This window comes from Drancourtella sp. An12, assembly GCF_002160935.1.
GTDB classification, from domain to species: domain Bacteria; phylum Bacillota; class Clostridia; order Lachnospirales; family Lachnospiraceae; genus Sellimonas; species Sellimonas catena.
This window is the reverse complement of the sequence record NZ_NFLO01000017.1, coordinates 46,376-72,845: the sequence shown is the minus strand read 5'-3', so window position 1 is coordinate 72,845 and position 26,470 is coordinate 46,376. Positions and strand designations below refer to the sequence as shown.

Here is a 26,470-nt window from a genome sequence, read left to right as displayed (position 1 = left end):
TCAGTATTTTTCAGAAGAAACGAGGACCGAACAGCCCTCGTTTTTTCTATGTTCTTCGTGAGAATTTTTACCATTGTTAGCGTCGGGCGATTCTCGCCATTCAGAGTCGGATAAAAAACGCCAATCTCAGTCAATTTAAAATCGCCAATGCATCATGTATGTTATTAACAGTTACGCGTTTTTATACTCCGTATGTTTTGCGATACCAGCCCGTTGATGACAGCCCCCTCCCGGCCGTGTTTCCTTGCATCCGTCAACTTTTGGTTGAGTTCGCTTGCCCTTAAGAAATAAGTCTTATATCCTTTCAGGCAGCATTCCCGTCCAAAAGCCATGGCCAGATGAGTTTTGCCTACACCCTGCGGCCCAATAAATGCCAGATTTTTTCTTGCATACAGAGCAGACAGAGAAGAGAGATTTTTCAGCGACTGCACATGTTTTCCATGGAGCCTGCTGAAATCAAATCTTTCAAAGGTTTTTGGTTCGTTCATCGGAAGCTTGCTGAGCTTCAGCATTGTGTGGACCATGGAGTCGTATTTTTTTTGCTCCAGTTATTCAAAAACTCCACAGATTGCCTCCAGAGCTTCCGGCGTGAGTTCTTTTTCATCGGCATAGCTGGCCAGCTCTGCTGCATAAAGATCGATCTTCAGTGCCTTTGCATTGGACTGGATTCTTTCAAGTATTGATTCATTCATCCCACAGGCCCTCCTCAAAGTTGAATTTTTCAACTCCGGAGTGCTGTTTGGGTGGCTCTATCTGAAAAATCCGGGGTTTGACCGGCATCGCTGGGACTTCTTCCGGCTGTTCTGCTACATGCTGATCCCGGCAGAAACTGTCTCTTCTCATCCAGGTAACATCATGGGCGGTCAGGACTTGCATAACGCCTTTTCTTGAAAAACGAATTTTGACACTGCCGGACAAAAAACAAAGCCCGTAAAGCCTTCTAAAACCAGGACTTTACGAGCTCTGTCAATATTAACTAAAATTTCCCTCGATTTCTTCTCTTGACGGCATCACGCGCAATGCACCTCTTCTTGTTGTGATCACCGAAGCTGCGCTGTTGGCAAACATCAGCATTTCTTTCAAATATTCGTCTGTAAGTTGTTCCAGCCCCTTTTCCAGAATCCCATTCAGTATACATCCACAGAATGTATCCCCGGCTCCGGTTGTCTCTATCGTGTCCTCCCGTAGAATCGGAGGTACCTCTATCATATTCCCCTTATAGTAAGCTCTGCTTCCTGCTTTTCCCATAGATACAAGTACAAGCGGAATCCGGTATCTGTTGTTCAGCCACTCCACACCTTCTGTGTAGTCCTTTTTCCCGGTCAGCCAGGTAATTTCATTATCTGAGATCTTCAAAATATGGCAGTGCTTCAATCCCCATTGTATCTGCTCTCTTGCCTCATTCAGATCGTCCCAGAGGGGTGCCCGCAGGTTTGGATCGAAGGAGATCATGCATCCAGCTTGTTCTGCGATCTGTACTGCTTTTCTGGTATCATTCCTTACCTTTTCATGGGTCATAAATGAAAAATTCTGGAATTCCGGATCAGCTCTTCCGGAATCTCCTCTTCTGTAAGCATCATGTCTGCTCCTGGATTTCGATAGAAGGAGAACTCCCTGTCCCCACCCGGAAATGTATGCACAAGAGCAAGGGTCGTATGGATCTTTTCATCCATACGAAGATACTGAGCATCGATTCCCGCTTCTTCCAAAGCGGTCTTCAACCGTTCTCCAAAAACGTCTTTCCCGACTTTCCCGATAAAAGCTGTATTTCGTCCAAGCTTTGAAAGCATGGCAAGGACATTACAGGGTGCTCCTCCGGGATTTGCCTCGAACAAGGGATTGCCTTGACCGCTGACCCCGTTTTCTGTAAAATCAATCAGCAGTTCTCCCAGTGCTGTCACATCATATTTTTTCATAGTCCCTGCAGCAGAACCAAAGTCCGCCTTACTCCTCTCCCCGTGTTCTTTCATCATGTTCCTTCAGTGTATACAGATGTACTGTTTTTTCAATGTTTACCTTAATAAAATCGCCGATTCCATACACTGCATTACTGATCACATACTCTCCGTCATTGATATAAACTTCAATCAGATTCTTATCTGCCAGTACCTCAATCCGACATCCGTTTGTAAGTTCCGGTGTCTCAGATACAAGATGCGCTCCCTTAATGGAAGGATATACTGCTGTCCGATCTGTTTGAATCCTGTTTCCTTTTCTTTTGATAAGGAAACCGCCGATATCTGCCTGCTCCCCGTCCTCCAGATCAAATACCGCCATGTATCCGTCTTCTGAAGCACAAGAAATATCTGTGATTTCTTTAGAATATGCCTCCCTCACATTCGGATGTATTCGGAAATAAATATGATTTCCCTTTCTCTCTACAATTCGCGGCAGGCAGAACATCCCAATCCAGCCTTCTTCCGCCGGTTTCGGCATCCGGGATCCAGCCTTCCATCACTCTCCTGCCCTCCGAGTCACGTGTGGTCTGAGGGGCATACAGATCCATTCCATAATCTGTAAACTGATACTGATCCGGTATTTCCATCTGGCAGGTACTCTCCGTAAATTCCACCGGGAAGCATACTGACTGATTTTTCTCTTTTTCTCCGTTTTTAAGCAGTCCCATCGGGGAAACCATCAGTACGCCGCCCCCTTCTGTTTCAAAGAAATCCGGGCATTCCCACATCCATCCATAATCCGGGCCTTTCCATGCTTTATTCACATAGGTCCATGTATGCAGATCCTCACTCTGGTAAAAAAGGACCTCTCCATACTTTTCTTCCATTGTACTTCCCAGAATCAGATACCATCTGTCTTTTCCTTTCCAGATTTTGGGATCTCTCGTATGTGTCCGGTCGCCAATCTTTTTATCCGTGACCGGAGGAATGATGACTGTTTTCCCCTTTTCATTGTCGAAGTGGAATCCGTCCTCGGAAGTAATCATAAGCTGGGCAGATTCGAACTGTTCATCCAGACACGTATGTGGATCTTCCGGATTCACAACCTCGTAGCGTACACCGGTATAAACAAGATACAGTTTTCCGTCTTCCTCTATAGCACTTCCGGAAAAGCATCCGTTCCTGTCTTCGTGGGTAGATGGATAAAGTGCCACTCCCCGATGTTCCCATGTTACCAGATCCCTGCTCACTGCATGGCCCCAGTGCATGGTTCCCCAGCGTGGTTCATACGGGAAATACTGATAAAACAGGTGATAATATCCTTTGTAGAATATGAAGCCGTTCGGATCGTTGATCCAGTTATCCGGCGCTTTCAAGTGCAATCGCTGTCTTTTCATAGCTTCCTCCATGTCTATCTTATCTTTGTTTGACCGGGGATCACATTTCCGTATAGTTGATTCCCGTCTCCTTGTCAAAGAAATGCATCTTTGACGGCATGAACACGAAATCAATCCGGTCCCCGATCTGACTGATTTCATATTTCGATACTCTCGCCACTGCCTGTGTTCCGCCGAAGTTGAAGTACAGGTTGTTTTCATTCCCCATCACTTCCGTATCCGTGATGACCGCATACTGCCGGTTGTCACTGTGAAGATCCATATTCTGGGCATCCATCTTGATATCCTCACCGCGGATTCCAAGTACCATTTCACCCTGGTGTCCACCCAGTTTTTTTGCCATTCCCTCTGATAAAGTGATTGTATTTCCATCGGCGAATTTCACCGTATTTCCGGAAACAGTGACATCAAAGAAGTTCATCTGAGGGGAGCCGATGAATCCGGCGACAAACTGATTCTTCGGATGATCATAAAGTTCCATAGGCTTTCCAACCTGCTGGATAATTCCGTCCTTCATAATAACAATCCGGTCTGCCATGGTCATTGCTTCCACCTGGTCATGCGTAACATATATTGTGGTTGCCCCCAGTTCTCTGTGGAGCTTGCTGATCTCCGTCCTCATGCTGACGCGAAGTTTCGCGTCCAGATTTGAGAGCGGTTCATCCATGAGGAACACTTTCTGATTTTTTACAATCGCACGCCCGAGAGCAACTCTCTGCCGCTGTCCTCCGGACAGATTTTTCGGTTTACGATAGCGGTATTCTTCCAGTCCAAGGATACCAATCGCCCAGTCGACCTTTTTCTTAATCTGGTCCGCCGGCATCTTCATATTTTTCAATCCGTATCCGATATTTTTCTCCACCGTCATATGCGGATACAGAGCGTAGTTCTGAAATACCATGGCAATGCCGCGGTCTCTTGGCGCCACTTCATTCACTTTTTTCCCGTCAATATAGAGTTCTCCTCCGGTGATCTCCTCAAATCCGGCAATCATACGTAATGTTGTGGATTTTCCGCAGCCGGACGGACCTACAAAAGCAATGAACTCTTTTTCTTCAATATCAAGGTTGAAGTTTTCTACTGTATTTTTATCTGATCCAGGATACATTTTACAAATATTTTTAAATTCTATAAAACTCATCTTCTTATCCTTCCTTTGAACCTGTTGATGTTACGCCTTCCACAATCTGTTTTGAGAACAGAGAGTAGATAATAATAACCGGAATCGTAACAAGAGTGATAACTGCAAGTGTCTGTCCCATCGTTGTATTTTCATTCGATGTGATTGAGTTCAGGCCAATCTGGGCCGTCAGCAGATCACTGGATGTAAATACCAGCGATGGCCAGAGGTAGTCATTCCACACATTCAGGAATGTGAATACGCTGACTGTTGCCACAACTGTCTTGGACATAGGCAGAACCATGGTGAAAAAGTATTTTACCGGTCCGCAGAAGTCAAGCTGTGCCGCCTCATACACATCGTCCGGCAGACTTACGAACACCTGACGGAACAGAAAGATATTAAAGGGATTCACAATCAGCGGAAGAATATATCCTACAATTGTATTCAGCAGCCCTGCCTTTGCAATAATCAGAAAGTGAATGGTGATGACTGTCTCTGTCGGCACAATCAGCAGCATAATGATAATCATAAGCCACTGGTCACGGAATGGAAACTTGATTTTTGCCAGCGCATATCCTGCAAGTCCATTTACCACAATACTTAAAAGAATGAGAATTGCCGCATAAAAGAGCGTATTCGCCATATATCTCAAAAAGCTCGTATCGGTGATAATGGAAACATAGTTTTCAAAGAAATTTCCGTCAGGTGCCGGAGGGATAAATGCCGCAACCGAATTCATGTCAGCGGTGATTGCCGCATCCGGCTTAAAGGAGTTCGCCAGCATCCATATGACAGGAAACAGAAAGAAGATTGACAGGATCAGCAGTACTGCTACCAGGATCCAGTTAATTCGCTTTTGCTTTTTTGTTAACATGCTTTCTCTCCTCCTTGTCCTTAGTCAATACATTTTGAATAATCGTCAGCACTACGACAAATACGGTAAATACAACTGCCATCGTAGACGCAAGACCCATTTCCCAGTTCACAGTACCTGTCTCGTAAATATCGTAGACGATCGTGTAGGTCGAATGATCCGGACCTCCTCCGGTCATAACCATCGGCTGAACCAGCATACGGAACGCGCCGATTGTAACCGTGATGAACACGAAGATACAAAGAGGTTTCAGTTCCGGAAGCGTAATATCTTTGAACTTCTGCCATGCACTTGCATGATCCATCTCCGCCGCCTCATAGAGTGCCGGATTAATATTCTGCAGACCGCCAAGGAAGATGATCATCTGATATCCTACACCCTGCCACACACTCATGATGGCAATAGACGGAAGCGCCTGGTCTGCACTGTGGATAAACGGCTGCGTGTCAATTCCGAAATTCGCAAGCAGTGTGTTCAGTATCCCTTCTGGGCTGTAAATCTGCATCCATAAAGTAGATACAACAGCCAGAGACATTACAACAGGTACAAAAAACGCAACTTTAAAATATTTCTTACAGTGCGCGGCTTTGTTGATCGCAAGAGCAAGCAGCAGCGCTCCGCCGCACTGAAGAGGCACGATGATAACTACAAATTTTACAGTATTCAAAAATGACTGTACAAACAATTCGTCTTTAAAAATATTAATATAGTTTTCCAGCCCTACAAAATGTGTCAGCTCAGGGTTCAGCGCAAAGTAGTCTGTGAAGCTGAATCCGAAAGTCAGAAGCATCGGCAGGAACAAAAACAACGTGAGCAGTACAAGTGCAGGTCCGAAAAACGCCATTCCCATAATTGAATTTTTCTTTTTCATTGTTTATTTCCTCGTATAACGTTCCAGTTTCGCATCAATTCGTTCCACCGCCTTGTCAAGTTCGGACGAGGCGTCTTTTCCGCCAAGTGCCACACTTTCAAGCACTTCCTGAAAAGAGGTGCTCACCTGCGGGTATACCGGCGTCTTTGGCCGCGGGTGGCCATAAGTACTCAGCTGTTCATATAGTGCGCTGTAATTTTCGTCCGTCTGGAAAACATCGATGCTCTCGAATGCCCCGTAGGTGGACGGAAAGCTTTTCGCCATCTCCCAGATCCGGATCCCGCTGTCCACACCGCTCATCCATTTGACAAGCTCGGTCGCTCCTTCAATGTTCTCAGTCTCCGATGATGCGGCAAATGCCCAGGAACCTGTCGGCGTATAAGTTCCGCCGTCCCAGTTGTCATTTATTTTTATCATGAAGAGAGGAAGGGATTACTACATGAAAACAAAGACGGTCACTTTTGCCGATATTGCATCCTATACCGGCTTTTCCAAAACAACGATCTCCCGCTATTTCAATAATCCGGATTCCCTTACGTTAGAAAATCAGCAGAAGATCGCAGATGCTCTTGTAGCACTAGATTATAAAGAAAATAAGGTTGGAAGGATACTGGCAAGCGGAAAAACGGAATTCGTCGGCATTATCATACCAAATCTGTACCTGCATTATTATTCAGAGATGCTTAATCAGATCCTGGCTACATACGAAAAATACAAGTATAAATTTCTCGTATTTGCGGGCAATGACAAAGCAAACGTAGAGCGGGCATATATAAAAGAGCTCCTCGCTTACAATATTGAAGGGCTCATTACTCTAAGCGGAACGATTCCTTCACAGGAACTTGCTTCCTACAATATCCCTGTTGTTGGGATTGAGCGGGAAGACCAGTATATCTCCAGTGTGAATACAGATAATTATATGGGAGGTGTACAGGCCGCAAGTCTGCTCAGAAAGAGTGACTGCGATATCCTGATCCATGTAAACAGTGATCTTCCGGACACGATCCCTGCTTCTGGCCGAATCAGAGGTTTTGTTGATACATGTAAAGAAAACTCCCTGCCTTATGAACTCATTCTTACGCATCTTGGCAATACATTTGAAGAAAACAAAGAACGGATTTCCGGCCTTGTGGATCAGCTTGAAAGTAAATATCCCGGCAGGAAGAAAGGGGTATTTATGCCTAATGATACCCACGCAAATGTTCTCCTGAATATTCTCTTTCAAAAATACGGGAAACTTCCGGAAACATATCAGATCATCGGCTTTGACGATTCTCCGATTTCCAGAGAGGCCGTCATTCCTATGAGTACAGTTGGCCAGCAGATCTCTGTCATCGCCAATGAAGCAATGAACATTTTGTCCGCACAGATGGCAGAACGTAAGAAAAGACGGCCGGAACCGTTAAAAGAACCGGTGCATAAGATCATTCCGCCGATATTGATCAGGCGCGAAACAACAGTATAACACTACTCACCTGACACTTTTTCCGAAACCGGATACCGGAGATGCTTGCCGTATCCGGTTTTTTCTTTCTTCTTTCCCTCATTTTCTCTCATTTACTCCTGTTTCTATTGACACATCCGATATTTTGTATTACCATATACTCAAGCTATTTGGTATTACAAAATAGGATGTGATAATTATGATCTCGACGCAGATGTTGAAAGGAACACTGGAGGGCTGTATCCTTGGCATCATCCGAAAAAGAGAAACATATGGGTATGAAATTTCAGAGGCACTTGGACAGTACGGCTTCGGAAAGATTACGGAAGGAACCATTTATCCGATTCTCCTGCGTCTGGAGAAAAATGGAATGATCCGTGCCACCTACCGTCAGTCCGACGTCGGTCCGAAGCGCAAGTACTATTCACTGACGGAAGATGGGGAGACGGAGTTTCAGTCTTTTCTGACAAGCTACCGGGAATTATCCGCCGCTGTCGCTGCCCTGCTTGCCGATGTGAAGGGAGGGAATGATCATGAATAAAAGAAAAGCGTTACAACAACAAAATAATCATTATGAAAAGCAGCTTCCGGAAGAGACAAGACAGATCCTGACCGATATTGTCGTCTATCTGAAATCCTTTCCGATCAGCGAATATCAGGTAGAACTTGTTCGTCTGGACATTACCCGGATGCTGCTGGAGGGAGCTGCAAGAGGGGCTTCTGCTTCCGAAGTTCTCGGAGAGGACTACAAAGAATTCTGCAAAGGCATTGTCGCAGAACTTCCGCCTCGCACGCCTTTACAGACGATCGCATATCATGCCGACATTCTGTTTCTTGGTCTTGCGATTCTGATGCCGCTCTGGATGGTCACCGGACTTCTTAACAGCGTACAAAACGGCGGCGGGCTTGTTCATGTTCCGGTCTCCTCGGGAACGATTTCCGCAACCTTGATCATCCTCGTCGTTTCTTACGCGATTGTACAGTACATTTGCAAGACTTCTCTTGAAGACGAATCCGAACAGGCACGCCGGAAGAGCCGTTTCCGTTTCATCCTGATTCTGTTCTTTGCCGTCCTGGTCTGCATGGCGCCGGCCATCCTGTTCCGTAACACCGTTCTGAACGTGCACATCGCCGTCTACATTGCAGGATTTGTGATCTGCTTTTGCATACACAAACTTCTGGCCGCGTATACAGACTAGTTTGCTTCCCGGCATGTCCGGCGTTATAATAAACGTAATCAAATCGTTCAGAAAATTGTCTTTAGAGGAAAGGAGAATTTAGTATGAATTGTTCAGACGTAATCCGTGAAAGAAGAAGTATCCGCAAATATAAAGAACAGGTTACGATCCCTCAGGAGGATTTTGAAAAGATGCTGGAAGCTGCCATGATAGCGCCAAGCGCACGCAACACAAGGCCGTGGGAATTTTTCGTCATTACCAACCGTGATACAATGGCCAGACTTCAGGAATCTCATCCATACACCAGCATGCTTACTACCGCCTCCGCTGCCATCGTTGTCTGTGGACGCCCGGATCTCCAGGAAGGAAAATGCGGACCTTACTGGCCGCAGGACTGCGGTGCAGCCATTGAAAATCTTCTCCTTCAGGCAAAAGATCTCGGATACGGCACCTGTTGGTGCGGCTGCTATCCTGCCATGGACCGGGTGGAAAAAATCCAGGAAATTTTGAATACTCAGAGTATTCCTGTATCAATCGTAGCGGTCGGCGTTGCAGATGAGACACCTGCGGCAAGAGGGGGATTCGACCCGGACCGCGTGACGTATATCCGGTAAGAACTTTACTCTAAAAGGAGGGGAGGGACAGAAAGCTTCTCTTTTGGAATCCTTCTGTCTCTCCCCTCCTTTTTAGGGAAATACAAAGTGGCTTTTATATTGTCCATTCAAAAAATATTTGTTCAAAGGCAAAATAGTCAAATTCCATTTTTTCCCTCTGCTTCCGTCTTACCTAAGATATAGAGAAATGCAATGGCCGGTACACGCAAAATCGGTACCATTGTTTCGTGCCTGGTAATACCAAAATCGTCCAGGCGCTTTGTGATTAAAAAGGCGTTTGTTACTTTGGATTTTTCGTCCTTACACAACTCTACAATGGCATCTGTCTCCGCAATGTGGGATTGATTACGATATTTTACTTCACAGAGAATCTTCTGGCGAGGAAGTTCCACTACCACATCAACCTCTTTCTGATTATCCTTTGCCTTTCTGAAATATCCCAGTTGTGCCGGACTGCCCTGATAGAAGGAAACCATATGCTTGTAAACAGTTGTTTCCACCATTGCACCAAGTTCCTTTTCATCCGAAAGTACATCGTCAATCATCAGCACAGCATTACGGATAGCCGCATCAGCGACAAATATTTTCGGTTTCCCTTTTAGCGAACCTTTGCTTCCCACATTCATCGGCTTTGCCAGATAAATGAGATTGGACATTTCTAATGCCTTGATATAACTGTCAATTGTTGTGATCGAGATATTCTCCAATTCCTTGGCTGCGGTAGTTGCATTAAAACTCTCCGTAGAATTCATACACAGGTAGAGAAACAGCTTTTCCATCAGCAAAGGACTTCGTATATTAAATAGCGACAGTACATCGCGCTTAATAACTTTATCAACCACATCTTCTCGCAGCATCCTTTGGGCATAGGCATCATCGTCCGATAATACCAGCTCCGGAAAGCCTCCAATCATAAGATAACGGTTAAAATGATTTTGCAGCGGAATAAATTTATTCATCAAATCACCAAGTTGTGCCAAACCATAGCCTGGAAGCTCTGATAGACGTAAATCCTCCGGCAGAAGAGGCAAGTCCAGATCAAGTAACCTGCAATACTCATAAAATGACATGGTAGGTATTTTGAGAACACTCCATCGACCTGTACCGCTGTCTGCAGAACCCTTTTCTAAAATAGGACTGGCAGATCCTGTGGCAATCAGGCGAATATCCTTTCTGCTATCATAAATCACCTTCATCCAAAGTTCCCAATTTTCAGTATACTGCACTTCGTCAAAGAAAATATACCTTATGCCTTCGATAGGATACATAGATTCATAAATGGACAGCACATTTTCCACATTGACAAGTTTCAGAATCGGATTATCAAAAGTAGCGTACAAAATGTTTTTAGGATTGACTCCCTCATCAATCAGATGCTCAATAATCTGATATAAAATTGTCGTCTTACCTACACGCCTCATACCAGACAAAACGGCAAACCTCCGGATGCTCTTATGTGTGAGCGTTTTCAGAGCTTCATAATATGCCAGCCTCTTTTGAGGCTTACTTTCTTCCTTTATAGCAGAAGGTGTACGCCACCACGGATTATACTGTTGCAATACTTTTATAACCTGTTCATCACTTACAATTGCCATAATACACCTCCATAATAATATTATTCCGTTGGAATTCAACTATTATACAATTCATTTTTCTTTTTAGTTTGCAAAGTATATTATAGCAATAGTTTATGCAAATTGCAAATCATACTATGGAAATAGTCCATAATTTTACTTTAATTTTTTTAACACCTCCCCAATATCCCCATCCACGCAGACCGACCGCTCCGCAATCGGTTCCGGTGCCGCAGCCTCCCCGTAGTTTACACAGGCATATACTGCTTTCGGGTTTTGATTTGTTTTCTGCCAGAATGGGTACTTGATGATTCCCGGAGTGTTAAATCCGACTCCAAGCTCCAGAAACAGGATCTTTCCATTCTGGTGTCTGCGCAGGAAATCCGCATACCGTTCTGCTGCCCGGTGCCATCCTTCATCTTCCACAAAGGTATCGTCTGCGCGCAGATTCATTGCCATCGGTTTCCCGCATTTCGGACAGTAAGGGACAAGTTCCGACGGGATCTGCCGTTTTGGCACTGTTCCATCCGTCAGAATCAGTTCTCCATTCTCTGCAATCTCAAATCCCTGTGCCTGTACCATTTGCCGAACCACTTCTTCATTTTCATAATTTTTCGGATGGCACGGCTTACTGCACTGGAACAGCCCATAATCCCCCTGGGTGTAGAAAAGGCGGTGTTTCTCAAATCCTGCCTTCTGAAAACAGTGATCTACGTTGGTAGTCAGGACAAAATAGTCTTTGTCTTTCACCAGATCGAGCAGTTCGTCATAGACCGGTTTCGGTGCATCCATATAGCGGTTGATCCAGATATAGCGGCTCCAGTATGCCCAGTGTTCCTCCAGCGTATCATATGGGTAAAATCCGCCGGAATACATATCATGAAATCCATAGCGTTTCTCAAAATCAGAAAAATAGTTCCGGAAACGTTCTCCGGTGTAGACAAATCCCGCAGAAGTGGAGAGGCCGGAGCCCGCGCCGATAAGCACACTCTCCGCCTCATTCAACGCTTTTTTCAGTTTCTCTATATTCATTTCCCCGGACTCTCCCGGTTTTTTCGACCACAATCTTGATAACATCTTTCTCACCTCATACTCGTTCTATTGCCGATACCGGACAGTGCTCAGAGCAGTTTCCACAATGCAGACAGTGTTCCGGACTGATGTGATACGGTGTTCCTGCATCTCCCGGTGTAATACATCCCTGCGGGCAGACCGAAGCGCAGATGCCGCACCCGATGCACGAATCTGTAATCCGGTATCCCTTTTCTTTCTCCCTGCCATTTCCAATGACATAGGTTTCCCGGAAAATCGGATGTACACCCAGATGGAAATATTCGATCTGAGCGTCCCGGATTTCAAACACGATTCCAATTTCTCTTGTATTTCCCGGGTAGACGTTTTCCAGATACGGCTGCTCCCGGAAAATCGTATCGATCCACTTTTGCTGTTCCTCCTGAGAAACCGGCTTTGCCTGTGCCGACAGCCGGATCATTTCTTTATATCGTGTATAGCCCAGGATCTGCACCCTTCCGTCTTCCAGAAGCTCCCTGCAAAAATCTTTCCCTCTGGCGGTAAAGAAATACAGAGCATCCGGCTCATAATGGACGGCGCTGATATTTCTCACCTGCGGATTCCCCTGTGCGTCCACGGTAGCAAATGCCAGCACACCGACATATTCCAGTTTCTTTAAGCACGTCTTTGCATCCATATCTCTTCTCCTTTTCTTTCTGATATTGTCACCACAATTTTTCCATTGACTTTCCCTTGTTCCATTGCCATGCACGCCTCCCGGATTTCAGAAAACGGATAGATGTTTCCAATGCAGGGACGGATCCGGTGAATATCAAAGAAGTCCAGGATTTCCTGCATGACTGTCTGATCCGGCTGGTTACTGTAAAAGCCTGTCAGATATACTCCGTTTGGAATTCCCTTGATCGGATCAAATCCATTCCATACGCCGGTTCCGCCCAGAATCCCGGTATCACAGACAATGCCGCCTTTTTGTACACAGCGCAGTGTATCCGAAAGAGTTTTCGGCCCGACCAGTTCCAGTGCTTTGGAGGCTTTTGGGATCGCATCGGAAAGTTTCCCGATATCCAGCACGGCAAGATCTGCATCCTGCAGCAGTTTTAATTTTTCTTTCTTATGTGTCGTTGCAATTACCTGACAACCGAGGGCTTTTGCGATCTGAATGGCCGCATAGCCAAGGGCACAGGTGGCACCGCGTACCAAAAGCGTATCTTCCGGCTTCAGATTCAGCCCCTCAAAAAGGGAACCCCAGGCGGTAAAATACGTCTCCGGTACTGCCGCCAGTTCCTCCCACGGAAGATCCGAAGAAACTGCAAAGACATGATGCGAAGGCAGCAGGACATATTCCGCATAACTGCCGTCAAAACTTCTCCCCATGCCTCCCATCAGCGCCGCAACTTTCTGCCCGGTTTGGAACCGGCTGTCCGAAGGATCGACAATTTCTCCGACGCACTCGATCCCCGGAATCACCGGCTTTTTGATGTAATCCGCACGAATTTCGCTCTGTCTTAAAATCTGCTCCGAATGATTCATCCCGAACGCATGAATCTTCACAAGAACCCAGCCTGGCCGGACTTCCGGCACCGGAACCTCTGTCAGACAGACCGCTTCCGCTCTGGCCGGTTCTCTTAGAACAACTGCTTTCATCTTTCCCGGTATCATGCCGATACCTCCTTCCAGCACTGCGGATCCGCGGCATAGAAATTTCCATCCTGTCCGCTTGCGACAGCCGGGCATCCGCGGCACCATGCCAGAAGCTCACACTTGGCACATTTTTCAAATTTCGTATAGTCCCGGTACTGCTCCATCTGACAGATCCAGACGTCTGCAATCCGGTCCGTAAAAACATTTCCGACTTTGCTGTTCTGGACTCTGCGGCACGCATAAATATCTCCGGTCGGAAGAATCGTCAGGTGGCAGTTTCCACAGTTGCATCCGCCGTAAATCATGCCTTCTTCTGCTGCCTTCGGAATCTGAAATTCTCCTGTTTCATATTCATACAGTGTCCAGAGGTGGTCCTTCTTGTTAAAATACGTCTGGCATCCCGCTGCCTCGTACTCTTTGAATTTCCGGTCGCAGTCTTCCAGAAGTTTCCGATAGCGCATCGGCTCAATTCCCACATCTTTCTCCTCGCTGGTCGGGCAGTATCTTGCAAACGCAAAGACATCTGCTCCATGTACTGCAACCGTATCGATAATGTCCGGGATTTCGTCGATATTCGTGCCGGACACCGTTGTCATAATGACCGCGCGTATCCCTGCCTTTTTGATACAGTTAATCTTTTCCAGTGTAATATCAAAGCTTCCCGGTTTACGGAACCAGTCGTGCGTTTCTCTCATTCCGTCCAGGGAAAGCTGATATTTCTCACAGCCATATTCCTTCATCTTCCGGCAGTTCTCATCATTTAAATGAAACGGATTTCCCAGAATGGTAAATGGAATCCCGTTCTCCTTCATCAGGCCCAACAGTTTCCAGAAATCCGGATGAAGAATCGGGTCTCCTCCGGTAATATAAAAATATGGCAGGCGGTGATACACCTTACAGAAATCCAGACAGTTATAAAAAGTTTCCTTCATCTGCTTCCATGTCATCTGGTCCAGTTTTTTGCAGTTATCCTCTGAAAAAATATAGCAGTGCTTACATCTCTGATCGCACTCATCTGTGATATGCCACTGAAAAGAAAAATACTGTTTCATTTCCTTGCTCCTTCCTCTTCCTATCATCCCGCTGTGATCTTTCTATGTCAATCGGCCTCTTGCCGAATTTCTTCTTCATTGGCTCCCCGGAGGCCCAGGCCTTCCGGGAAGTCCGCGTCCGTTTTCTTCTTCCAGCTTCCTATTTGTCAGCTGCTCCACATGCGGAACCACATGCAGACGGTGTCTCTTCCGGCTTGTCAGCTGCTCCACACGCAGAACCGCATGCAGATGGTGTCTCTTCCGGTTTGTCAGCTGCTCCGCACGCTGTGCCGCATGCTGCCGGTGTTTCCTCCGGTTTTCCTGCTGCCCCGCACGCCGTACCGCATGCAGATGCCGGCGCCTCTTCCATTTTTTTGCTCCATCCAAACAGATTCAAAAGTGACATATTCTGTTCCTCCTTTTTTTGTCGTTAAACGTCTTCCTGTTTGCAGTTTTATTGTACTGCCGGGAACTTCCTGAAAAAAGTACGCACTAATCTATTACTTAGTTACCTTTTTATAACCCCTGGATTCAACTGGCATGTTACATTCAAATCTGATATAATATTTCCAGCAAAACTATTGAGATGAGGTGACGCCAGATGATGACAAAAGAAGAAATGCCGGCCTGTCCTGTGGCAACGACAGTACAGCTGATCGGAAGCAAATGGAAACTGTTGATTCTGAGAAATCTTCGGATGCGGCCGTGGCGTTTTAATGAGCTGAGAAGAGACCTGGAAGGAGTCAGCCAGAAAGTGCTGACAGACAGTCTCCGGGCGATGGAGGATGACGGGATCATCACAAGAACAGTTTATCCGGAAGTGCCGCCGCGGGTGGAATATGCCCTTTCCCCTCTTGGTAAATCCATGGAGCCGATTCTTGATGCCATGGAACAGTGGGGCACCGCATATCAGAAAATGATGAACGAATGATACGGGAGGTACATACATGATCAGAAGTTTTTTACCTGTTGGGCAGGGTGCCTTTTATACAGAACAGTTTGACTGCGGAGTCAATGTTGTCTATGACTGCGGTTCATCCACAAGCAGGTCCGCTATCGAAAAGCAGATTGCCTGCACGTTTGAGCCCAGGGAGAAGATTCAGGCAGTTTTTATTTCCCATTTACACGAAGATCACATCAACGGACTTCCATTTCTGTTATCCCATTGCTGTGTGGAACGTCTGTACCTTCCGTTCCTGACGGAGGAAGAAATCCTTCTGACCAGGCTCATTGCCCGGCTGGAAAATACAGAATCGGAATTTTTATCCAAACTTATCGTGGATCCTTATGGGGCAGTGCAGGATTACACCCTTCCTGTCGATACGCAGACTCCGGAAATCTTTTATGTGATGCCGCAGGATTCCAGCCGCAGACCGGGCGGCAATGTCGGTGCTGTTCCTTCCGGCAAGGCAGTGGATCTGACTGTGTCCGATAGCAACCCGGACTGGGGTTATGTGCCTTACAATTTCCAGAATACCCGAAGAAACAAGGCATTTTTCCGGGGCTTGAGGAAAAATGGATATGATAAAAAGACATTGCAGGCCTACCTTGAGACATCCGATATCTTCTCCTATGACTGGGATGATATCAAACGGATTTACCAGAAATACGCACCGGGAAGTCTCAATTCCAACTCCCTTGTCGTATACTCCGGGCCGCTTACGCCGGATCACCGCCAGATCCGCCCGTACCGCTTTTTCATGCCGGATCTGACAGAACCACAGTCCGGTCGCAGGACCGGCTATCCGGACGGCTGCCTGTATCTTGGGGACTACGATGCCGGAACAAAAGAAAACTGGGACGCACTCACCGGAGAACTCTCTGCCTACATGCCGTCCGTCGGCACCGTACAGGTTCCACATCACGGCTCCATGCACAATTACAACGAAGCACTTTCCTGCGGACAGTTTGTCCTGATCATCAGCGCAGGATACCAGAATAAATACAAACACCCGCACACAAAAGTACTGAAAGATATGCTGATGAAAAAAGTCATACATTTCTGGGTAACCGAACAGGCTGGAAGCATGGTACAGTTCCAGATTGAAGAAAAATAGAGGGATTTTAACCATTTTGGGGACGTGTTCCGATGCACCGGAACACGTCCCCAAAACGCAAAAAACGCCCGAAACCCGCATAAAATAAGGGAAAACTCAAATTGTCAGATTTTTTTCATCGGGGACAGGTTCCGAAACGCCGGAACACGTCCCCAATGAATATCATTCGAACAGGCTCATCTGGTGCCAGAGTTCTTGTTGTTTTTTCCTGCCGGCTGTTTCTCGTTGGAGCAGGTCACCGGAGACTGATTTCAGAAACGGGCTTTCTTCGCCTGCGGATGTGAGGATCAGTTCTTCTTTGGCTCTTGTCATTCCGACATAAAGGAGCCGTCGTTCTTCTTCGAAATCCGTCTCGTAATATTCGTTTTCCAGAGGAATTTTTCCCTGTTCTGCTCCATATAGAATCACTGCCGGAAATTCCAGGCCTTTGGAGCCGTGGAGGGTCATCAGTGTCACTGCTTCTGCGGTGTACTGTTTCTCCCCGCAGCGTTTCAGATCGCTTTCTACTCCAAGTTCCAGCATTGTCAGAAGTTCTTCTATCGTTTCATAGCATACTGCCATCCGGGATAGTTTTTCCATGGCTTTGTTCGTCTCCATTCCCATCTCCCGGATCCATTCTTTCAGAAGTTCTGCCGGGCTCTGTTCCTGGATTTTCTTTTTCCAGACTTGTGCCGTCTCTTCAAACAGCAGACTGCCAAGGGGATTTCCTTCTCCGTCTGCAAACAGAAGGCTTCCTTCTTCTTTTGCCGCCGTCTGTTCCGGATCCAGAAGGTACCGGAAAAAGGCTGCGCTCCGGCGGACGGTCTCGTCTTTCAAAAAGGATTCTCTTCCGGATACCACGTACGGAATTCCTTCTTTTCTCAGACAGTTTTCCAGAAGTTCTCCCTGCCGGTGTGTCCGGTACAGTACTGCGATTTCGTGGAAGCTTCGGATTTTCCGTTCTTTTTCTTCGGACGTCCGCTGGGCCTCCAGCATTCCGATCCCGCCTGCCATGCGTCCGATCTCTTTTGCCACCGCGATTGCCTCTGCCATTTCTCCGCCGGTCTTTAACATCCGGACCGGCCCGACGTCTTTCTGGTTTGGATGAAGAATCCGCTCTTCCCCCGGATTTTCAGAAATCACAGCAAGGGAACTGTTTAAAATCTGCGGTGTACTCCGGTAGTTTTCTTCCAGCCGGATCATGCTCAGATCCGGAAATTCCCGATGCAGTCTTTCAAAACAGCGGGCATCCGACCCGCGGAATCCGTAAATCGCCTGATCCGGGTCTCCGATCACAAACAGGCTTTCTCCGCCCCGGTTCCACTCTTTCATCAGTTCATACTGCACCGGGCTGATATCCTGGAATTCATCGATCAGCAGATGCCCGAACGGCTTCCGCCATCCTTTCTCTTCCGGATGTTCCTTTAACATCCGGACCGTCTCCAGGAGCAGATCTTCAAAGCTAAAGAGTCCCCGGCCTGCCATTTCCTCGCCATAAGCCTCATAAGTTGCTGTACGGTCTGGTTCCTTTTCTCCCTTCTCCCCGGCCTCTTCCGGATGCAGAATCTGCATTTCCTTCCATTTGGCCGCCTGTTCCAGAAACTCCTTCGGCTCTTCGTCGATTCCAAATCGTGCCAGAATCTCTTCTGCCAGACGGATGCACCGGGTTTCATCCGCCAGAAGAACCCGGACTCCACGCTCCTTCAGGAAACGCAGACAGATGGCGTGGAATGTTCCCGTCTGAAGTCCGGCAAAACTGCTGCCCTGCTCTCCAGCCTGCTGCAGCCGGTCCCGGATTTCTCCCGCTGCCTGGTTTGTAAAGGTCACTGCCGTAATCCGATCCGGGTTTATCTTCTGGTCATTCACCAGATACAGAAGTCTCGCAATCAATGTCTTGGTTTTTCCGGTTCCCGGTCCTGCAATGACAGCCGTCCTTCTGGCCGGCGAATGTGCCGCCTTCTGCTGCTTCTCATTAAGTCTGCCCGGATTCTTTCCGGCATTTTCCGCCTGCCGTTTTCCTGTTACTTCTATAGCTTCTTCCTGCTTTTCGTCCGGCTCTTTTCGCTTCGCCGTCACAGCCTCCGAAGCCTTCTCTTTTTTCTCCCGTGTTTTCTCGGATTTTGCCTGCTTTCCTACCTCTTCTTTCACTCCCAGCATACTGAAAAAATCCATCTGCCCGTCTGTCTCATTACGCTCTTCCTCATCGAAAATCCGGACTTTTCCGTATTCTCCGTCAAATCCCGGGCTCCATGTCACTTTCCCTGCCCGGAGCCGTTTGATTCCTTCTGCAATCAGTCTGCCGGACACATGCCGGATCTCTTCCACAGGAATATTCCGCAGAATCTCAAACTCGGCCCCGAGTCTTGCCGTCAGCTTCTGGTACTCCCTCTGCACGCCCTTGCTTGCGGAACTGTGTCCCAGAGCCGCCCCGATGATTTCCGGAAGGGGAATCAGGCTTTCAAACCGCTTTGCTCCCGGTCTTTGATACTGTTCCGGCCGGTCCGCCATCTGCTCAATCCGGTGGGACACTCCGATCGTGATCTTGCGCCCGCACACCGGGCAGATCCCGCCGTACTTTTCAGTCTCTTTCGGGCTCAGGCAAAGCCCGCACTTGCGGTGCCCGTCCATATGATATTTTCCTTCCTCCGGGAAGAATTCGATGGTTCCCAGAAGTCCCGCTCCTGTCTCCACCGCGGTTTTCAGTCCCTGATAGGAAAGCTCCGTATCCAGAAGATTCGCCTCCCGCCCGAGTTTTGCAGGAGAATGGGCATCCGAATTGGAGATCAGCTGGAACCGGTCCAGAGCCGACACTCTCCAGTTCATCGGCGGGTCGGAGGAAAGCCCGGTTTCCACCGCCTGCACGTAGCCGGCGAGATCTCCAAAACACTCTTCCACGGAATCAAACCCTGAGAACGCACCGAACATGGAAAAATGCGGCGTCCAGATATGAGCCGGCACATAGACGGCCTCCGGGCACAGTTCCAGAATGATTTCCAGCAGATCATGGCAGCTGATGCCAAGGATCGGCCTTCCATCCGAATGGATGTTGCCGATTTCTTCCAGCTTTCTGGATATGATCTCCGCTTTCTGAATATCCGGAAGCAGGATCAGGCTGTGTACTTTCCGCACCCTTCCGCCCTGCTTGTAAATCGAACTGATCTCCCCGGTAATCACAAAGCGCGGAATCCTGTCATCCGGCACCGAGTCCTCATGGAGCCGGTATTCCTCTTTCAGGACATAGAGACCGTTTTCATCCTGCCGAAGTTTCTCCTTTAACTCTTCCCGCCATGCCGGATGGGTGAAATCCCCGCTTCCGACGAGGTGGATTCCCTTTCTTCTTGCCCACAGATCCAGATGTTCCGGTGTGCAGTCTTTGCTGGTGGCTCTGGAATATCTGGAGTGGATATGTAAATCCGCAATATACATCGCACAAAACTCCTCATTTGTAAAAATAGAACTACCGAAATTGTAACGCGGTCTGAAGATCCGGTCAAGCCGGACACGGGAAAACAAACTCCCGGGCATTATAAAAAGGCCCCGGTACACTACTGTATACCGAGACCTAAAAATAGCATCCCTCTAAAACATTCTTCCTCTGATTTTCGTCCAGACATGGGCCTGTACATACTCATATGCGCGGTCATAGATAAACAGTGCAATCTGGCCTGCAATCCAGATTCCGGCCGTCATAATCGGGGAAAGTTTCTGCCCGCCCAGAATCAGTTCTTCAAAAAATATCAGCATCGGAATATACATGACATTGAACGCCATATATTTGACTGCCCAGAAAATAGTCTGCCGCTGTGTCCGGCTGGAACGTCCCAGAAATCTCCATGCCGCTTCGATGATCACGATATAAAGCCCCATCGCCGCAAAGGAGAAAACATAAAACTTGTTCGGTGCAATCAGAAGACCGAGCAGAACATCAGCCACATAAAAGGCTCCTCCTGTCCTCATTCCGAACTCCCTGATTACAATACCTACAAAAAATGAAGCAGCTGCAAGCAGGAAGAGCGTATTCGTCTCAATCACGCTTCCGAGAGACATACAAACGACCGACAGTGCAATGAACAGACCGCAGAACGCCATCATTTTCCCTTTTACATGCATGAACAAAGATCTCCTCCCATACATTCACACAGCGTATCCGCCAGCCACAAATCACAGCACATATTTCCCGTACCGCAGGATGAGTTTCCACCGTATCCGCCTCCGTACGGATTATTCTGATATCTTCTGCTGTTCCAGTCAATCTGATTTAGCAGCTGACGGTACTGCACATTATTCGGCTCCATATTCACTGCCTGTGCGGCATGTTCTCTTGCTACAACCAGATTTCCGATCCCCGCATTTGCCGCACCGCTTGCGTAATACCACATCGCGGTCCGGTTCGGCATCCTGTCCAGAAGATTGAGCGCCTCACGGTAGCGTCTGTTGTTAATATAGTTAAAGACTGCCTGCATCTCAACGTCGTTGCTGTTTCCGCCGTAGGAAGAGCCTCCGCCATAGGATGAACCGCCCCCGTAGGAGTAACCGCCGGAGCTTCCGCCCGATGCACGCTCTTTCATAATCTCATCATATGCTTCCTGTACTTCCTTAAACTTCTCCTCTGCAAGATCTGCCAGCGGATTGTTTACATTCGCATCAGGATGATATTTTCTTGTTAACTCTCTATATGCTTTTTTTACTTCTTCGTCAGATGCGTTTGGGGATACACCCAATACATCATACGGATTCTTTGACATGATCCTGTTCCTTTCCTTCCTGCTTTTTCATCTGAATTAATCTATAACGATTCCACACTCCATCATACAGGATATTTCTCAAAATGTCTACATCCAAAAGGCACGGAAGCTTTTCAAATTCTGCGCTGCACTCCGCAATCATCATGCAGAGAATCCCCCGGATCCGCTCTTCAAAATCCTCTTCTTCACAAATTCTGATGAGCGGATTGTAGCAGTGTTTTTTCCTGTCTTCCTCCAGATCATCGTACGCGTCCATCAGATAGATAAACTTTCCGAGAAAAAATCCGATTCTTCGAAGCGTTTTTTCCCATACATCCTTTTTGTAAACAAAAAGCTCTGCCATCATCCGCCCGAAGTACCCGGAGACCCGGTCCAGATCCATACAGTTTTCTTTTTCACACTTTCGGATACCCCGCAGCGCCTTTTTGATCACCCGGCTCTGGCGTGGATATTTTCGAATGATCCTGTCTGCCTTTTTCCGGAGTACTCCCTTTCCGGCGAGGGCCGCCGGTTTCTTCTCGTCCGCCCAGTCATCCTCCAGATGATAATAGGCGAGCAGCAGGTTCATATCCGCCGCATATTCTGTAATTTCATTTCTTCTCATCGTCTGCTTTTTCACCGGATGCACCTTACAGCGCCTCTGTTCTGTCTTTGTCTCAGTCTCATACAGCGAAGTCAGAAGAATAATCGCAAACGTCATATCATAGGTCAATGTCATCTGCCCCGAAAATCCATATTTTTCCTTCAACTCCTGACACAGCCCGCAGTAATACGACCTGTACTTTCGAAAATCTTTCATTTTCAGTTCCGGTTCACAGACTGTCACATATCCAAACATCAAACTACTCCTGTTCTGCTGTTTTTTCTTCCTCTGCATTTACGATGCGAAAGGTTCCTTTACACTGCTGTTTTACCTCGTATAAAATCTGATCCGCTTTTTTGTATAATTCCACGAACGGAATTCCGTGATCTGCATAAATCCCTCCAAAAGATAGGGAGGATTTGCTTTTCGGGTACTCCTGATCAATTTTTTCCTGATATACCGTGCTGATTCCTGCCAGTTTATTCTCGATTGCCGGAATGCTGGTACATGGATGCACAAAAATCACAAACTCATCGCCTCCAAGCCGGATGATCACATCATCCCGCCGGAAGCAGTGCTTCAGTTCCTCCGCAACATACTTCAAGACATTGTCTCCTTCGTGATGGCCGTAGAAGTCATTGACTTCCTTGAATCTGTCGATATCCAGCATCAGAAAAATATAAGGCTTGCCGCTTCCAAGTTTCTGTGTCACCATCACTTCACCGCCTCTGCGGTTGTAAAGTCCGGTCAGCGGATCTGTCACGGATTCTACAAACAGATTGTTTTTTATACGCACATTTTCAGAAATATCGACGATCAGGCTGATTACCGCCCTTCGACCGTCCTGCGTAGTGATCACTCTTCCCCGGTCATAAACCCACACAAAATTCCCGTCTTTTTTCATCATTCGATATTCAATCTCGTATTCCCCATGTTCCTGACATTCTTTTTCTGCTGCGGCAATTGCTTCTTCCTGATCTTTTTTCCAGATCCGGTTCAGCACATTTCCCCCTGTGACCTGCATGAATTCCTCATATGTATATCCAAGCAGGTCCAGAAGCTTATCATTCACCATATAAATCGGAAAGCCATCCTCCATGTACCCTCCTATTACACCACTTGGCATTGTCTCGCAGATAATGTCCAGAAGTTCCCGCCTGGAAATCTGATCCAGTTTTCCAAGGCGGTTTGACAGAATACGGAACGGGAATCTCTCCTCCTTTTGGATATATCCTTCCAACAGTGTCCTGTGAAGAACTGCAATCTTGTATTCCCCGTTTTCCTCCACGACGGAAGCAGTTACTCTGGCAATACTTTCATGTTCATGATGTTCTTTCCCCTGCATGGCAATCTCAATCTGGCAGTAGCAGTCCCAGGAATGGCTTCCCCTCTCCTTTTCCCTGTAGTCCGTAATCTGATAAAGAATCGGCATTTTGACGCTGTTCAGTTCCCCTTCCAGAAACTGACGGAATACCTCCCGCCCGAACACCACCTCGGAGGCACCGAGGAAATAGACATCTTCTGTCACCAGTGCCGCCGCCTTTTGTGCGTCACGCCTGGTCAATGCATTGTTATAAAACTGATTTAAAGTCTGAAAGACCGGATTGTATTCCCACGTCTTTCCTCCTTTTTCCTTACACTTCATGATTTCCGTTCCCCTTTTCCATATACTTCCTGTCGAATTCATCCTCATCAATCGGCCTGCTGTAGTAATATCCCTGACCGTAGCCGCATCCCAGTGTCCGGATCAATGTTTCATTTTCTTTTGTTTCCACACCTTCCGCTACAGTAGAAATCCGAAGCTTCTTTGCCAGATCCACTACCTGTGCCATAATAATCTCCTGTCGTTCATCTTCTTTTCCCGTAATTGCCGACAAAAATACCCGGTCCATCTTCAGCTCATCGATATGGAGTTTTCCAAGTGTATTAAAAGAAGAATATCCGCTTCCGAAATCATCCATGGAAATGCGGAAGCCTTTCTCCTTTAACTGATCGATCTTCTCATTGAGTTCATCAATATTTCCTGCGGCAAGTCCCTCCAGAATCTCAAGCGTAATCAGATCGCCCGGAATCCGGTACCGTTCCAGAACAGCACATAGATTCTCCACATAGTCTTCCTCGTAAAAGAGGATCTTTGACTGATTCACGGAAATCGGAACCGGTGTGATCCCGGCATCTATCCACTCCCGGATTTTCCTGCAGACATTTTCCACCATATACATATCCAGGCTGGAACAGAACCCATTGCTTTCAAACAGCGGGATAAACTGGTTCGGATAGATGATTGTCCCGTCTTTTGGAATCCATCTGACAAGCGCTTCTGCGCCTCCAAGCTTTCCCGTCCTCATATCCATCTTCGGCTGTAAAAACATCCGGAACTCTTTGTCCTTCAGCGCCTGATGCATATGACTTTCGATGTAGTTCTGCAACGTTTCCTGCTTGTGAAGCTCCACGTCATAAAACCAGACATTATTCCGGTCCGTTCCTTTGGCCGTCTGAAGTGCGAACATTGCATGCGTCATCATCATTTCTGCGGAACTGTCATCCCGCCGCACAGCCACTCCACAATAGATCATAATCTGATAGTTGTGATGCTGGCTCAATGAAAAACGGCTGATCTTTTCCATCATTTCATAGAGACGCTCTCTGATCGCTTCTTCATTCTGCCCTTTTAAAATCATCCAGAAAAAGTCACCGGTATCTCTGCAGAAATACTCTCCCGGATTCACACTTTCCTTCAATACCTGACTGATATGACAGAGAAGTTTATCCCCCTGCGCGCGCCCAAATATTTCATTGATAAATTTAAACTGATGAATATTCAGAACGCAGACACTGTACTTTTCCGGTCCTGACAGCGCATCCTTCATTTCCTGCATAAAGCGGACCGTATTATATGCTCCTGTCAAAGAGTCATAGTAAGCAAGCTCAATCAGCTGTTTATGATTCTTTCTCAGCATCTGGTACCCATAAATCAGCAGAAATACGCTCAGACAAAGGACTCCGATAAAAATTGCCCTTGTAACATTGATCATCTGATAAATGGGCGCATTCACCCCCTGCATTGTATCAACACAGAAAAGGTACCAGCCATTCAGGCCGATCGGATTCAGATAAATCTGATACGCCGTTCCCTGATACCGGAATTTACTGAACACGCTCTCATCATTATCGATCGCTTCCCGGATTTTCTCCTTTTCTGCCTCTGTGATATAGTTCCCGTCAAAAATACTCTCCACTCTTCTATTGACGACTTTATTTTTAGAACGAATCAGAAACTTCCCTTCCTTTCCGATCATATGGACATAACCATAACCGTTCATAGCCGTCTTATCATCCAGAATATCTTCAAATGCTTCAATGCTGTCTTTCGCAGTCAGCACACCTGTGATCTCGTCTCCCTGATAGACAGGAACAGCATAGGAAAAAACCTTTTCCCCGGTCCGGGCATCCTCATAGACTCTGGACACCGCGCTCTCCCCCTGCCACGCCTCTCCGATACTCGCCTGCAGTTCCTCTTCCAGATCTTCCATACGGACATTTTTCTTAATCTCTCTATCAACTGTCACCCGGATTCCATCGCCGTCTTCCGTAAAATAACCCATCTGGATAAAACTGTTATGCCGGTTCGATTCATAAAGACCGTTCGCGAAGGCATCCGTATCAATCATGCTGATCGTATTGCTGAACCGGAAGAAACTCGCCAGCGTCTGGAGTGTCTGTTGATCCATCTTGATTTTACGCAGTACATTTGCCTTGTATTCTTCCGCCTCTGAAATCATCTGCGTTGTCATGGTATCTTTCTGCACCCGGCCAAGCGAGGATGTAATAAAGCCTCCCCCGAGGAACAATAGAATGCTGATCACCACAACTACCGCTGTGATTTTCCTCAGCCTTCTCATCAACTGTTTTTCGCTCATATTTCCACATCCTTTAACATGCTTTTATCATAAAATAGAGAAGTATGAGGTGTCAAGGAGTGCAAAAAAATATCTCCAACCATCTTATAATGGTTGAAGATATTTTTCTACACTCTCCGTTGCACTATAAAATTATAAAAGCTCGTCCTTCTTCGCGAGGATTGCTTCTACAGCTGCGCATGCAGGGCAGTCACAGTACTGTTTGCCTGCAGCTTTTAATTCTTTTCCATGAGCAGCGACTTCTTTTGTCTTTTCTGCTCCGAATACCTGAGCACCCATTTCGGACTCTGCAAATGCGATCAGTCCGTCCAGCGTCATGATATCTTCTTCGAGTTCGGCAATATATTTTTTCGTCTCTTCTGCCTCGTTCTCGGTTCCTACAGCGTCAAGCCATGCCTGTGCTGCATCTTTTGCCTCCTGACTGCATGACGGAGCTGCCATCAGCTCTTTTGTCTTCTCTACTACATAATTTAATGTTTCCTGAGTCATACTGTACACACCCTTTCTGA

Annotated in this window: 30 protein-coding genes; 6 read left to right on the top strand and 24 right to left on the bottom strand. The window is 47.0% G+C overall.

The window, feature by feature from the left end:
* Positions 1-164 precede the first annotated feature (164 nt).
* From B5E64_RS13600 to B5E64_RS13565, 11 genes are all read right to left on the bottom strand, one after another.
* Positions 165-524 (bottom strand): ATP-binding protein, encoded by a 360-nt coding sequence (locus B5E64_RS13600; RefSeq protein WP_087169005.1) that lies wholly within the window; start codon positions 522-524, stop codon positions 165-167.
* A 24-nt stretch (positions 525-548) separates the two neighbouring features.
* Entirely contained in the window at positions 549-692 is a 144-nt protein-coding gene (locus B5E64_RS18070) for a hypothetical protein (protein WP_162610192.1), read from the bottom strand.
* On the bottom strand, positions 685-876 hold the full coding sequence (locus B5E64_RS13595; RefSeq protein WP_087169004.1) for a hypothetical protein: 192 nt from the start codon (positions 874-876) through the stop codon (positions 685-687). Before B5E64_RS13595 ends, B5E64_RS18070 begins: the two co-directional genes overlap by 8 nt.
* Positions 877-972: 96 nt before the next feature.
* Positions 973-1,518 carry a PfkB family carbohydrate kinase gene (locus B5E64_RS18800; protein ID WP_343284077.1) on the bottom strand — a complete coding sequence of 182 codons (546 nt, stop codon included), beginning with the start codon at positions 1,516-1,518 and terminating at the stop codon, positions 973-975.
* Positions 1,515-1,973 carry a PfkB family carbohydrate kinase gene (locus B5E64_RS18795; RefSeq protein WP_343284076.1) on the bottom strand — a complete coding sequence of 153 codons (459 nt, stop codon included), beginning with the start codon at positions 1,971-1,973 and terminating at the stop codon, positions 1,515-1,517. The genes B5E64_RS18800 and B5E64_RS18795 overlap by 4 nt, the downstream gene beginning before the upstream one ends.
* On the bottom strand, positions 1,945-2,277 hold the full coding sequence (locus B5E64_RS18790) for a GH32 C-terminal domain-containing protein (RefSeq protein WP_343284075.1): 333 nt from the start codon (positions 2,275-2,277) through the stop codon (positions 1,945-1,947). The genes B5E64_RS18795 and B5E64_RS18790 overlap by 29 nt, the downstream gene beginning before the upstream one ends.
* A 40-nt stretch (positions 2,278-2,317) precedes the next feature.
* Positions 2,318-3,295, bottom strand: coding sequence for a glycoside hydrolase family 32 protein (locus tag B5E64_RS13585; RefSeq protein ID WP_343284074.1), 978 nt, complete (start codon positions 3,293-3,295; stop codon positions 2,318-2,320).
* A 40-nt stretch (positions 3,296-3,335) separates the two neighbouring features.
* A complete protein-coding gene (ugpC, locus tag B5E64_RS13580) occupies positions 3,336-4,436 on the bottom strand; it encodes a sn-glycerol-3-phosphate ABC transporter ATP-binding protein UgpC (RefSeq protein WP_087169003.1) in 1,101 nt (366 codons plus the stop codon).
* Between the two features lie 4 nt (positions 4,437-4,440).
* Positions 4,441-5,292, bottom strand: a complete 852-nt coding sequence (locus B5E64_RS13575; RefSeq protein WP_087169002.1) for a carbohydrate ABC transporter permease — start codon at positions 5,290-5,292, stop codon at positions 4,441-4,443.
* Positions 5,264-6,163: a sugar ABC transporter permease gene (locus tag B5E64_RS13570; protein WP_087169001.1), complete on the bottom strand. Its 900-nt coding sequence runs from the start codon at positions 6,161-6,163 to the stop codon at positions 5,264-5,266. The genes B5E64_RS13575 and B5E64_RS13570 overlap by 29 nt, the downstream gene beginning before the upstream one ends.
* Before the next feature lie 3 nt (positions 6,164-6,166).
* Positions 6,167-6,580 carry a hypothetical protein gene (locus tag B5E64_RS13565; protein ID WP_242960213.1) on the bottom strand — a complete coding sequence of 138 codons (414 nt, stop codon included), beginning with the start codon at positions 6,578-6,580 and terminating at the stop codon, positions 6,167-6,169.
* Positions 6,581-6,602: 22 nt separating this feature from the next.
* On the opposite strand from B5E64_RS13565, the gene B5E64_RS13560 reads away from it, so the two are divergent.
* From B5E64_RS13560 to B5E64_RS13545, 4 genes are all read left to right on the top strand, one after another.
* Positions 6,603-7,628 (top strand): substrate-binding domain-containing protein, encoded by a 1,026-nt coding sequence (locus tag B5E64_RS13560; protein ID WP_087169000.1) that lies wholly within the window; start codon positions 6,603-6,605, stop codon positions 7,626-7,628.
* Between the two features lie 178 nt (positions 7,629-7,806).
* Positions 7,807-8,148, top strand: coding sequence for a PadR family transcriptional regulator (locus B5E64_RS13555; RefSeq protein WP_087168999.1), 342 nt, complete (start codon positions 7,807-7,809; stop codon positions 8,146-8,148).
* The gene (locus B5E64_RS13550) at positions 8,141-8,806 is read left to right on the top strand and encodes a hypothetical protein (protein ID WP_087168998.1); all 666 of its coding nucleotides are present in this window, start codon (positions 8,141-8,143) and stop codon (positions 8,804-8,806) included. The genes B5E64_RS13555 and B5E64_RS13550 overlap by 8 nt, the downstream gene beginning before the upstream one ends.
* Before the next feature lie 83 nt (positions 8,807-8,889).
* On the top strand, positions 8,890-9,399 hold the full coding sequence (locus B5E64_RS13545; protein ID WP_087168997.1) for a nitroreductase family protein: 510 nt from the start codon (positions 8,890-8,892) through the stop codon (positions 9,397-9,399).
* A gap of 137 nt (positions 9,400-9,536) precedes the next feature.
* Here B5E64_RS13545 and B5E64_RS13540 read toward each other — a convergent pair whose 3' ends face one another.
* The 6 genes from B5E64_RS13540 to acgA all read right to left on the bottom strand — a co-directional run bounded on the left by B5E64_RS13540 (position 9,537) and on the right by acgA (position 15,083).
* Positions 9,537-10,994: an ATP-binding protein gene (locus B5E64_RS13540; RefSeq protein ID WP_087168996.1), complete on the bottom strand. Its 1,458-nt coding sequence runs from the start codon at positions 10,992-10,994 to the stop codon at positions 9,537-9,539.
* Between the two features lie 135 nt (positions 10,995-11,129).
* Entirely contained in the window at positions 11,130-12,050 is a 921-nt protein-coding gene (locus B5E64_RS13535; protein WP_171027963.1) for a Sir2 silent information regulator family NAD-dependent deacetylase, read from the bottom strand.
* Positions 12,051-12,060: 10 nt separating this feature from the next.
* Positions 12,061-12,681, bottom strand: a complete 621-nt coding sequence (locus B5E64_RS13530; protein ID WP_087168995.1) for a 4Fe-4S binding protein — start codon at positions 12,679-12,681, stop codon at positions 12,061-12,063.
* Entirely contained in the window at positions 12,660-13,664 is a 1,005-nt protein-coding gene (locus B5E64_RS13525) for a zinc-binding dehydrogenase (RefSeq protein ID WP_242960211.1), read from the bottom strand. Before B5E64_RS13525 ends, B5E64_RS13530 begins: the two co-directional genes overlap by 22 nt.
* Complete coding sequence (gene acgM, locus B5E64_RS13520; protein ID WP_087168994.1) at positions 13,661-14,698, bottom strand: radical SAM/SPASM domain protein, ACGX system; 1,038 nt, start codon at positions 14,696-14,698, stop codon at positions 13,661-13,663. The genes B5E64_RS13525 and acgM overlap by 4 nt, the downstream gene beginning before the upstream one ends.
* 139 nt (positions 14,699-14,837) lie before the next feature.
* The gene (gene acgA, locus B5E64_RS13515; RefSeq protein ID WP_087168993.1) at positions 14,838-15,083 is read right to left on the bottom strand and encodes an ACGX-repeat peptide; all 246 of its coding nucleotides are present in this window, start codon (positions 15,081-15,083) and stop codon (positions 14,838-14,840) included.
* Between the two features lie 195 nt (positions 15,084-15,278).
* On the opposite strand from acgA, the gene B5E64_RS13510 reads away from it, so the two are divergent.
* Positions 15,279-15,608, top strand: a complete 330-nt coding sequence (locus B5E64_RS13510) for a helix-turn-helix domain-containing protein (protein WP_087168992.1) — start codon at positions 15,279-15,281, stop codon at positions 15,606-15,608.
* A gap of 16 nt (positions 15,609-15,624) precedes the next feature.
* On the top strand, positions 15,625-16,734 hold the full coding sequence (locus tag B5E64_RS13505) for an MBL fold metallo-hydrolase (RefSeq protein WP_087168991.1): 1,110 nt from the start codon (positions 15,625-15,627) through the stop codon (positions 16,732-16,734).
* A gap of 162 nt (positions 16,735-16,896) precedes the next feature.
* On the opposite strand, the gene B5E64_RS13500 is transcribed toward B5E64_RS13505, so the two are convergent.
* From B5E64_RS13500 to B5E64_RS13470, 7 genes are all read right to left on the bottom strand, one after another.
* Entirely contained in the window at positions 16,897-20,139 is a 3,243-nt protein-coding gene (locus B5E64_RS13500) for a UvrD-helicase domain-containing protein (protein ID WP_087168990.1), read from the bottom strand.
* A gap of 153 nt (positions 20,140-20,292) precedes the next feature.
* Positions 20,293-20,823, bottom strand: coding sequence for a hypothetical protein (locus B5E64_RS13495; protein ID WP_087168989.1), 531 nt, complete (start codon positions 20,821-20,823; stop codon positions 20,293-20,295).
* Positions 20,814-21,458, bottom strand: a complete 645-nt coding sequence (locus B5E64_RS13490) for a DnaJ domain-containing protein (RefSeq protein WP_087168988.1) — start codon at positions 21,456-21,458, stop codon at positions 20,814-20,816. Before B5E64_RS13490 ends, B5E64_RS13495 begins: the two co-directional genes overlap by 10 nt.
* Positions 21,439-22,296 carry a DUF5685 family protein gene (locus tag B5E64_RS13485; RefSeq protein ID WP_087168987.1) on the bottom strand — a complete coding sequence of 286 codons (858 nt, stop codon included), beginning with the start codon at positions 22,294-22,296 and terminating at the stop codon, positions 21,439-21,441. The genes B5E64_RS13490 and B5E64_RS13485 overlap by 20 nt, the downstream gene beginning before the upstream one ends.
* Positions 22,297-22,300: 4 nt before the next feature.
* The gene (locus B5E64_RS13480) at positions 22,301-23,686 is read right to left on the bottom strand and encodes a diguanylate cyclase (RefSeq protein WP_162610191.1); all 1,386 of its coding nucleotides are present in this window, start codon (positions 23,684-23,686) and stop codon (positions 22,301-22,303) included.
* Positions 23,676-25,961, bottom strand: a complete 2,286-nt coding sequence (locus B5E64_RS13475) for an EAL domain-containing protein (RefSeq protein WP_087168985.1) — start codon at positions 25,959-25,961, stop codon at positions 23,676-23,678. The genes B5E64_RS13480 and B5E64_RS13475 overlap by 11 nt, the downstream gene beginning before the upstream one ends.
* A gap of 132 nt (positions 25,962-26,093) precedes the next feature.
* Positions 26,094-26,450, bottom strand: coding sequence for a molecular chaperone Hsp90 (locus B5E64_RS13470; RefSeq protein ID WP_087168984.1), 357 nt, complete (start codon positions 26,448-26,450; stop codon positions 26,094-26,096).
* Positions 26,451-26,470: the final 20 nt, after the last annotated feature.

Coding starts and splice junctions, on each gene's coding strand:
- B5E64_RS13525 (WP_242960211.1), bottom strand. CDS start 13,664: ATGATACCGGGAAAGATGAAAGCAGTTGTTCTAAGAGAACCGGCCAGA.
- B5E64_RS13505 (WP_087168991.1), top strand. CDS start 15,625: ATGATCAGAAGTTTTTTACCTGTTGGGCAGGGTGCCTTTTATACAGAA.
- B5E64_RS13500 (WP_087168990.1), bottom strand. CDS start 20,139: ATGTATATTGCGGATTTACATATCCACTCCAGATATTCCAGAGCCACC.
- B5E64_RS13560 (WP_087169000.1), top strand. CDS start 6,603: ATGAAAACAAAGACGGTCACTTTTGCCGATATTGCATCCTATACCGGC.
- B5E64_RS13585 (WP_343284074.1), bottom strand. CDS start 3,295: ATGAAAAGACAGCGATTGCACTTGAAAGCGCCGGATAACTGGATCAAC.
- B5E64_RS13475 (WP_087168985.1), bottom strand. CDS start 25,961: ATGAGCGAAAAACAGTTGATGAGAAGGCTGAGGAAAATCACAGCGGTA.
- B5E64_RS13550 (WP_087168998.1), top strand. CDS start 8,141: ATGAATAAAAGAAAAGCGTTACAACAACAAAATAATCATTATGAAAAG.
- B5E64_RS13495 (WP_087168989.1), bottom strand. CDS start 20,823: ATGCATGTAAAAGGGAAAATGATGGCGTTCTGCGGTCTGTTCATTGCA.
- B5E64_RS13480 (WP_162610191.1), bottom strand. CDS start 23,686: ATGAAGTGTAAGGAAAAAGGAGGAAAGACGTGGGAATACAATCCGGTC.
- B5E64_RS13555 (WP_087168999.1), top strand. CDS start 7,807: ATGATCTCGACGCAGATGTTGAAAGGAACACTGGAGGGCTGTATCCTT.
- B5E64_RS18795 (WP_343284076.1), bottom strand. CDS start 1,973: ATGATGAAAGAACACGGGGAGAGGAGTAAGGCGGACTTTGGTTCTGCT.
- B5E64_RS18070 (WP_162610192.1), bottom strand. CDS start 692: ATGAATGAATCAATACTTGAAAGAATCCAGTCCAATGCAAAGGCACTG.
- B5E64_RS13485 (WP_087168987.1), bottom strand. CDS start 22,296: ATGTTTGGATATGTGACAGTCTGTGAACCGGAACTGAAAATGAAAGAT.
- B5E64_RS13470 (WP_087168984.1), bottom strand. CDS start 26,450: ATGACTCAGGAAACATTAAATTATGTAGTAGAGAAGACAAAAGAGCTG.
- B5E64_RS13575 (WP_087169002.1), bottom strand. CDS start 5,292: ATGTTAACAAAAAAGCAAAAGCGAATTAACTGGATCCTGGTAGCAGTA.
- B5E64_RS13540 (WP_087168996.1), bottom strand. CDS start 10,994: ATGGCAATTGTAAGTGATGAACAGGTTATAAAAGTATTGCAACAGTAT.
- B5E64_RS18790 (WP_343284075.1), bottom strand. CDS start 2,277: ATGGCGGTATTTGATCTGGAGGACGGGGAGCAGGCAGATATCGGCGGT.
- ugpC (WP_087169003.1), bottom strand. CDS start 4,436: ATGAGTTTTATAGAATTTAAAAATATTTGTAAAATGTATCCTGGATCA.
- acgM (WP_087168994.1), bottom strand. CDS start 14,698: ATGAAACAGTATTTTTCTTTTCAGTGGCATATCACAGATGAGTGCGAT.
- B5E64_RS18800 (WP_343284077.1), bottom strand. CDS start 1,518: ATGACCCATGAAAAGGTAAGGAATGATACCAGAAAAGCAGTACAGATC.
- B5E64_RS13530 (WP_087168995.1), bottom strand. CDS start 12,681: ATGGATGCAAAGACGTGCTTAAAGAAACTGGAATATGTCGGTGTGCTG.
- B5E64_RS13490 (WP_087168988.1), bottom strand. CDS start 21,458: ATGTCAAAGAATCCGTATGATGTATTGGGTGTATCCCCAAACGCATCT.
- B5E64_RS13565 (WP_242960213.1), bottom strand. CDS start 6,580: ATGATAAAAATAAATGACAACTGGGACGGCGGAACTTATACGCCGACA.
- B5E64_RS13595 (WP_087169004.1), bottom strand. CDS start 876: ATGCAAGTCCTGACCGCCCATGATGTTACCTGGATGAGAAGAGACAGT.
- acgA (WP_087168993.1), bottom strand. CDS start 15,083: ATGTCACTTTTGAATCTGTTTGGATGGAGCAAAAAAATGGAAGAGGCG.
- B5E64_RS13510 (WP_087168992.1), top strand. CDS start 15,279: ATGATGACAAAAGAAGAAATGCCGGCCTGTCCTGTGGCAACGACAGTA.
- B5E64_RS13570 (WP_087169001.1), bottom strand. CDS start 6,163: ATGAAAAAGAAAAATTCAATTATGGGAATGGCGTTTTTCGGACCTGCA.
- B5E64_RS13535 (WP_171027963.1), bottom strand. CDS start 12,050: ATGTTATCAAGATTGTGGTCGAAAAAACCGGGAGAGTCCGGGGAAATG.
- B5E64_RS13600 (WP_087169005.1), bottom strand. CDS start 524: ATGGTCCACACAATGCTGAAGCTCAGCAAGCTTCCGATGAACGAACCA.
- B5E64_RS13545 (WP_087168997.1), top strand. CDS start 8,890: ATGAATTGTTCAGACGTAATCCGTGAAAGAAGAAGTATCCGCAAATAT.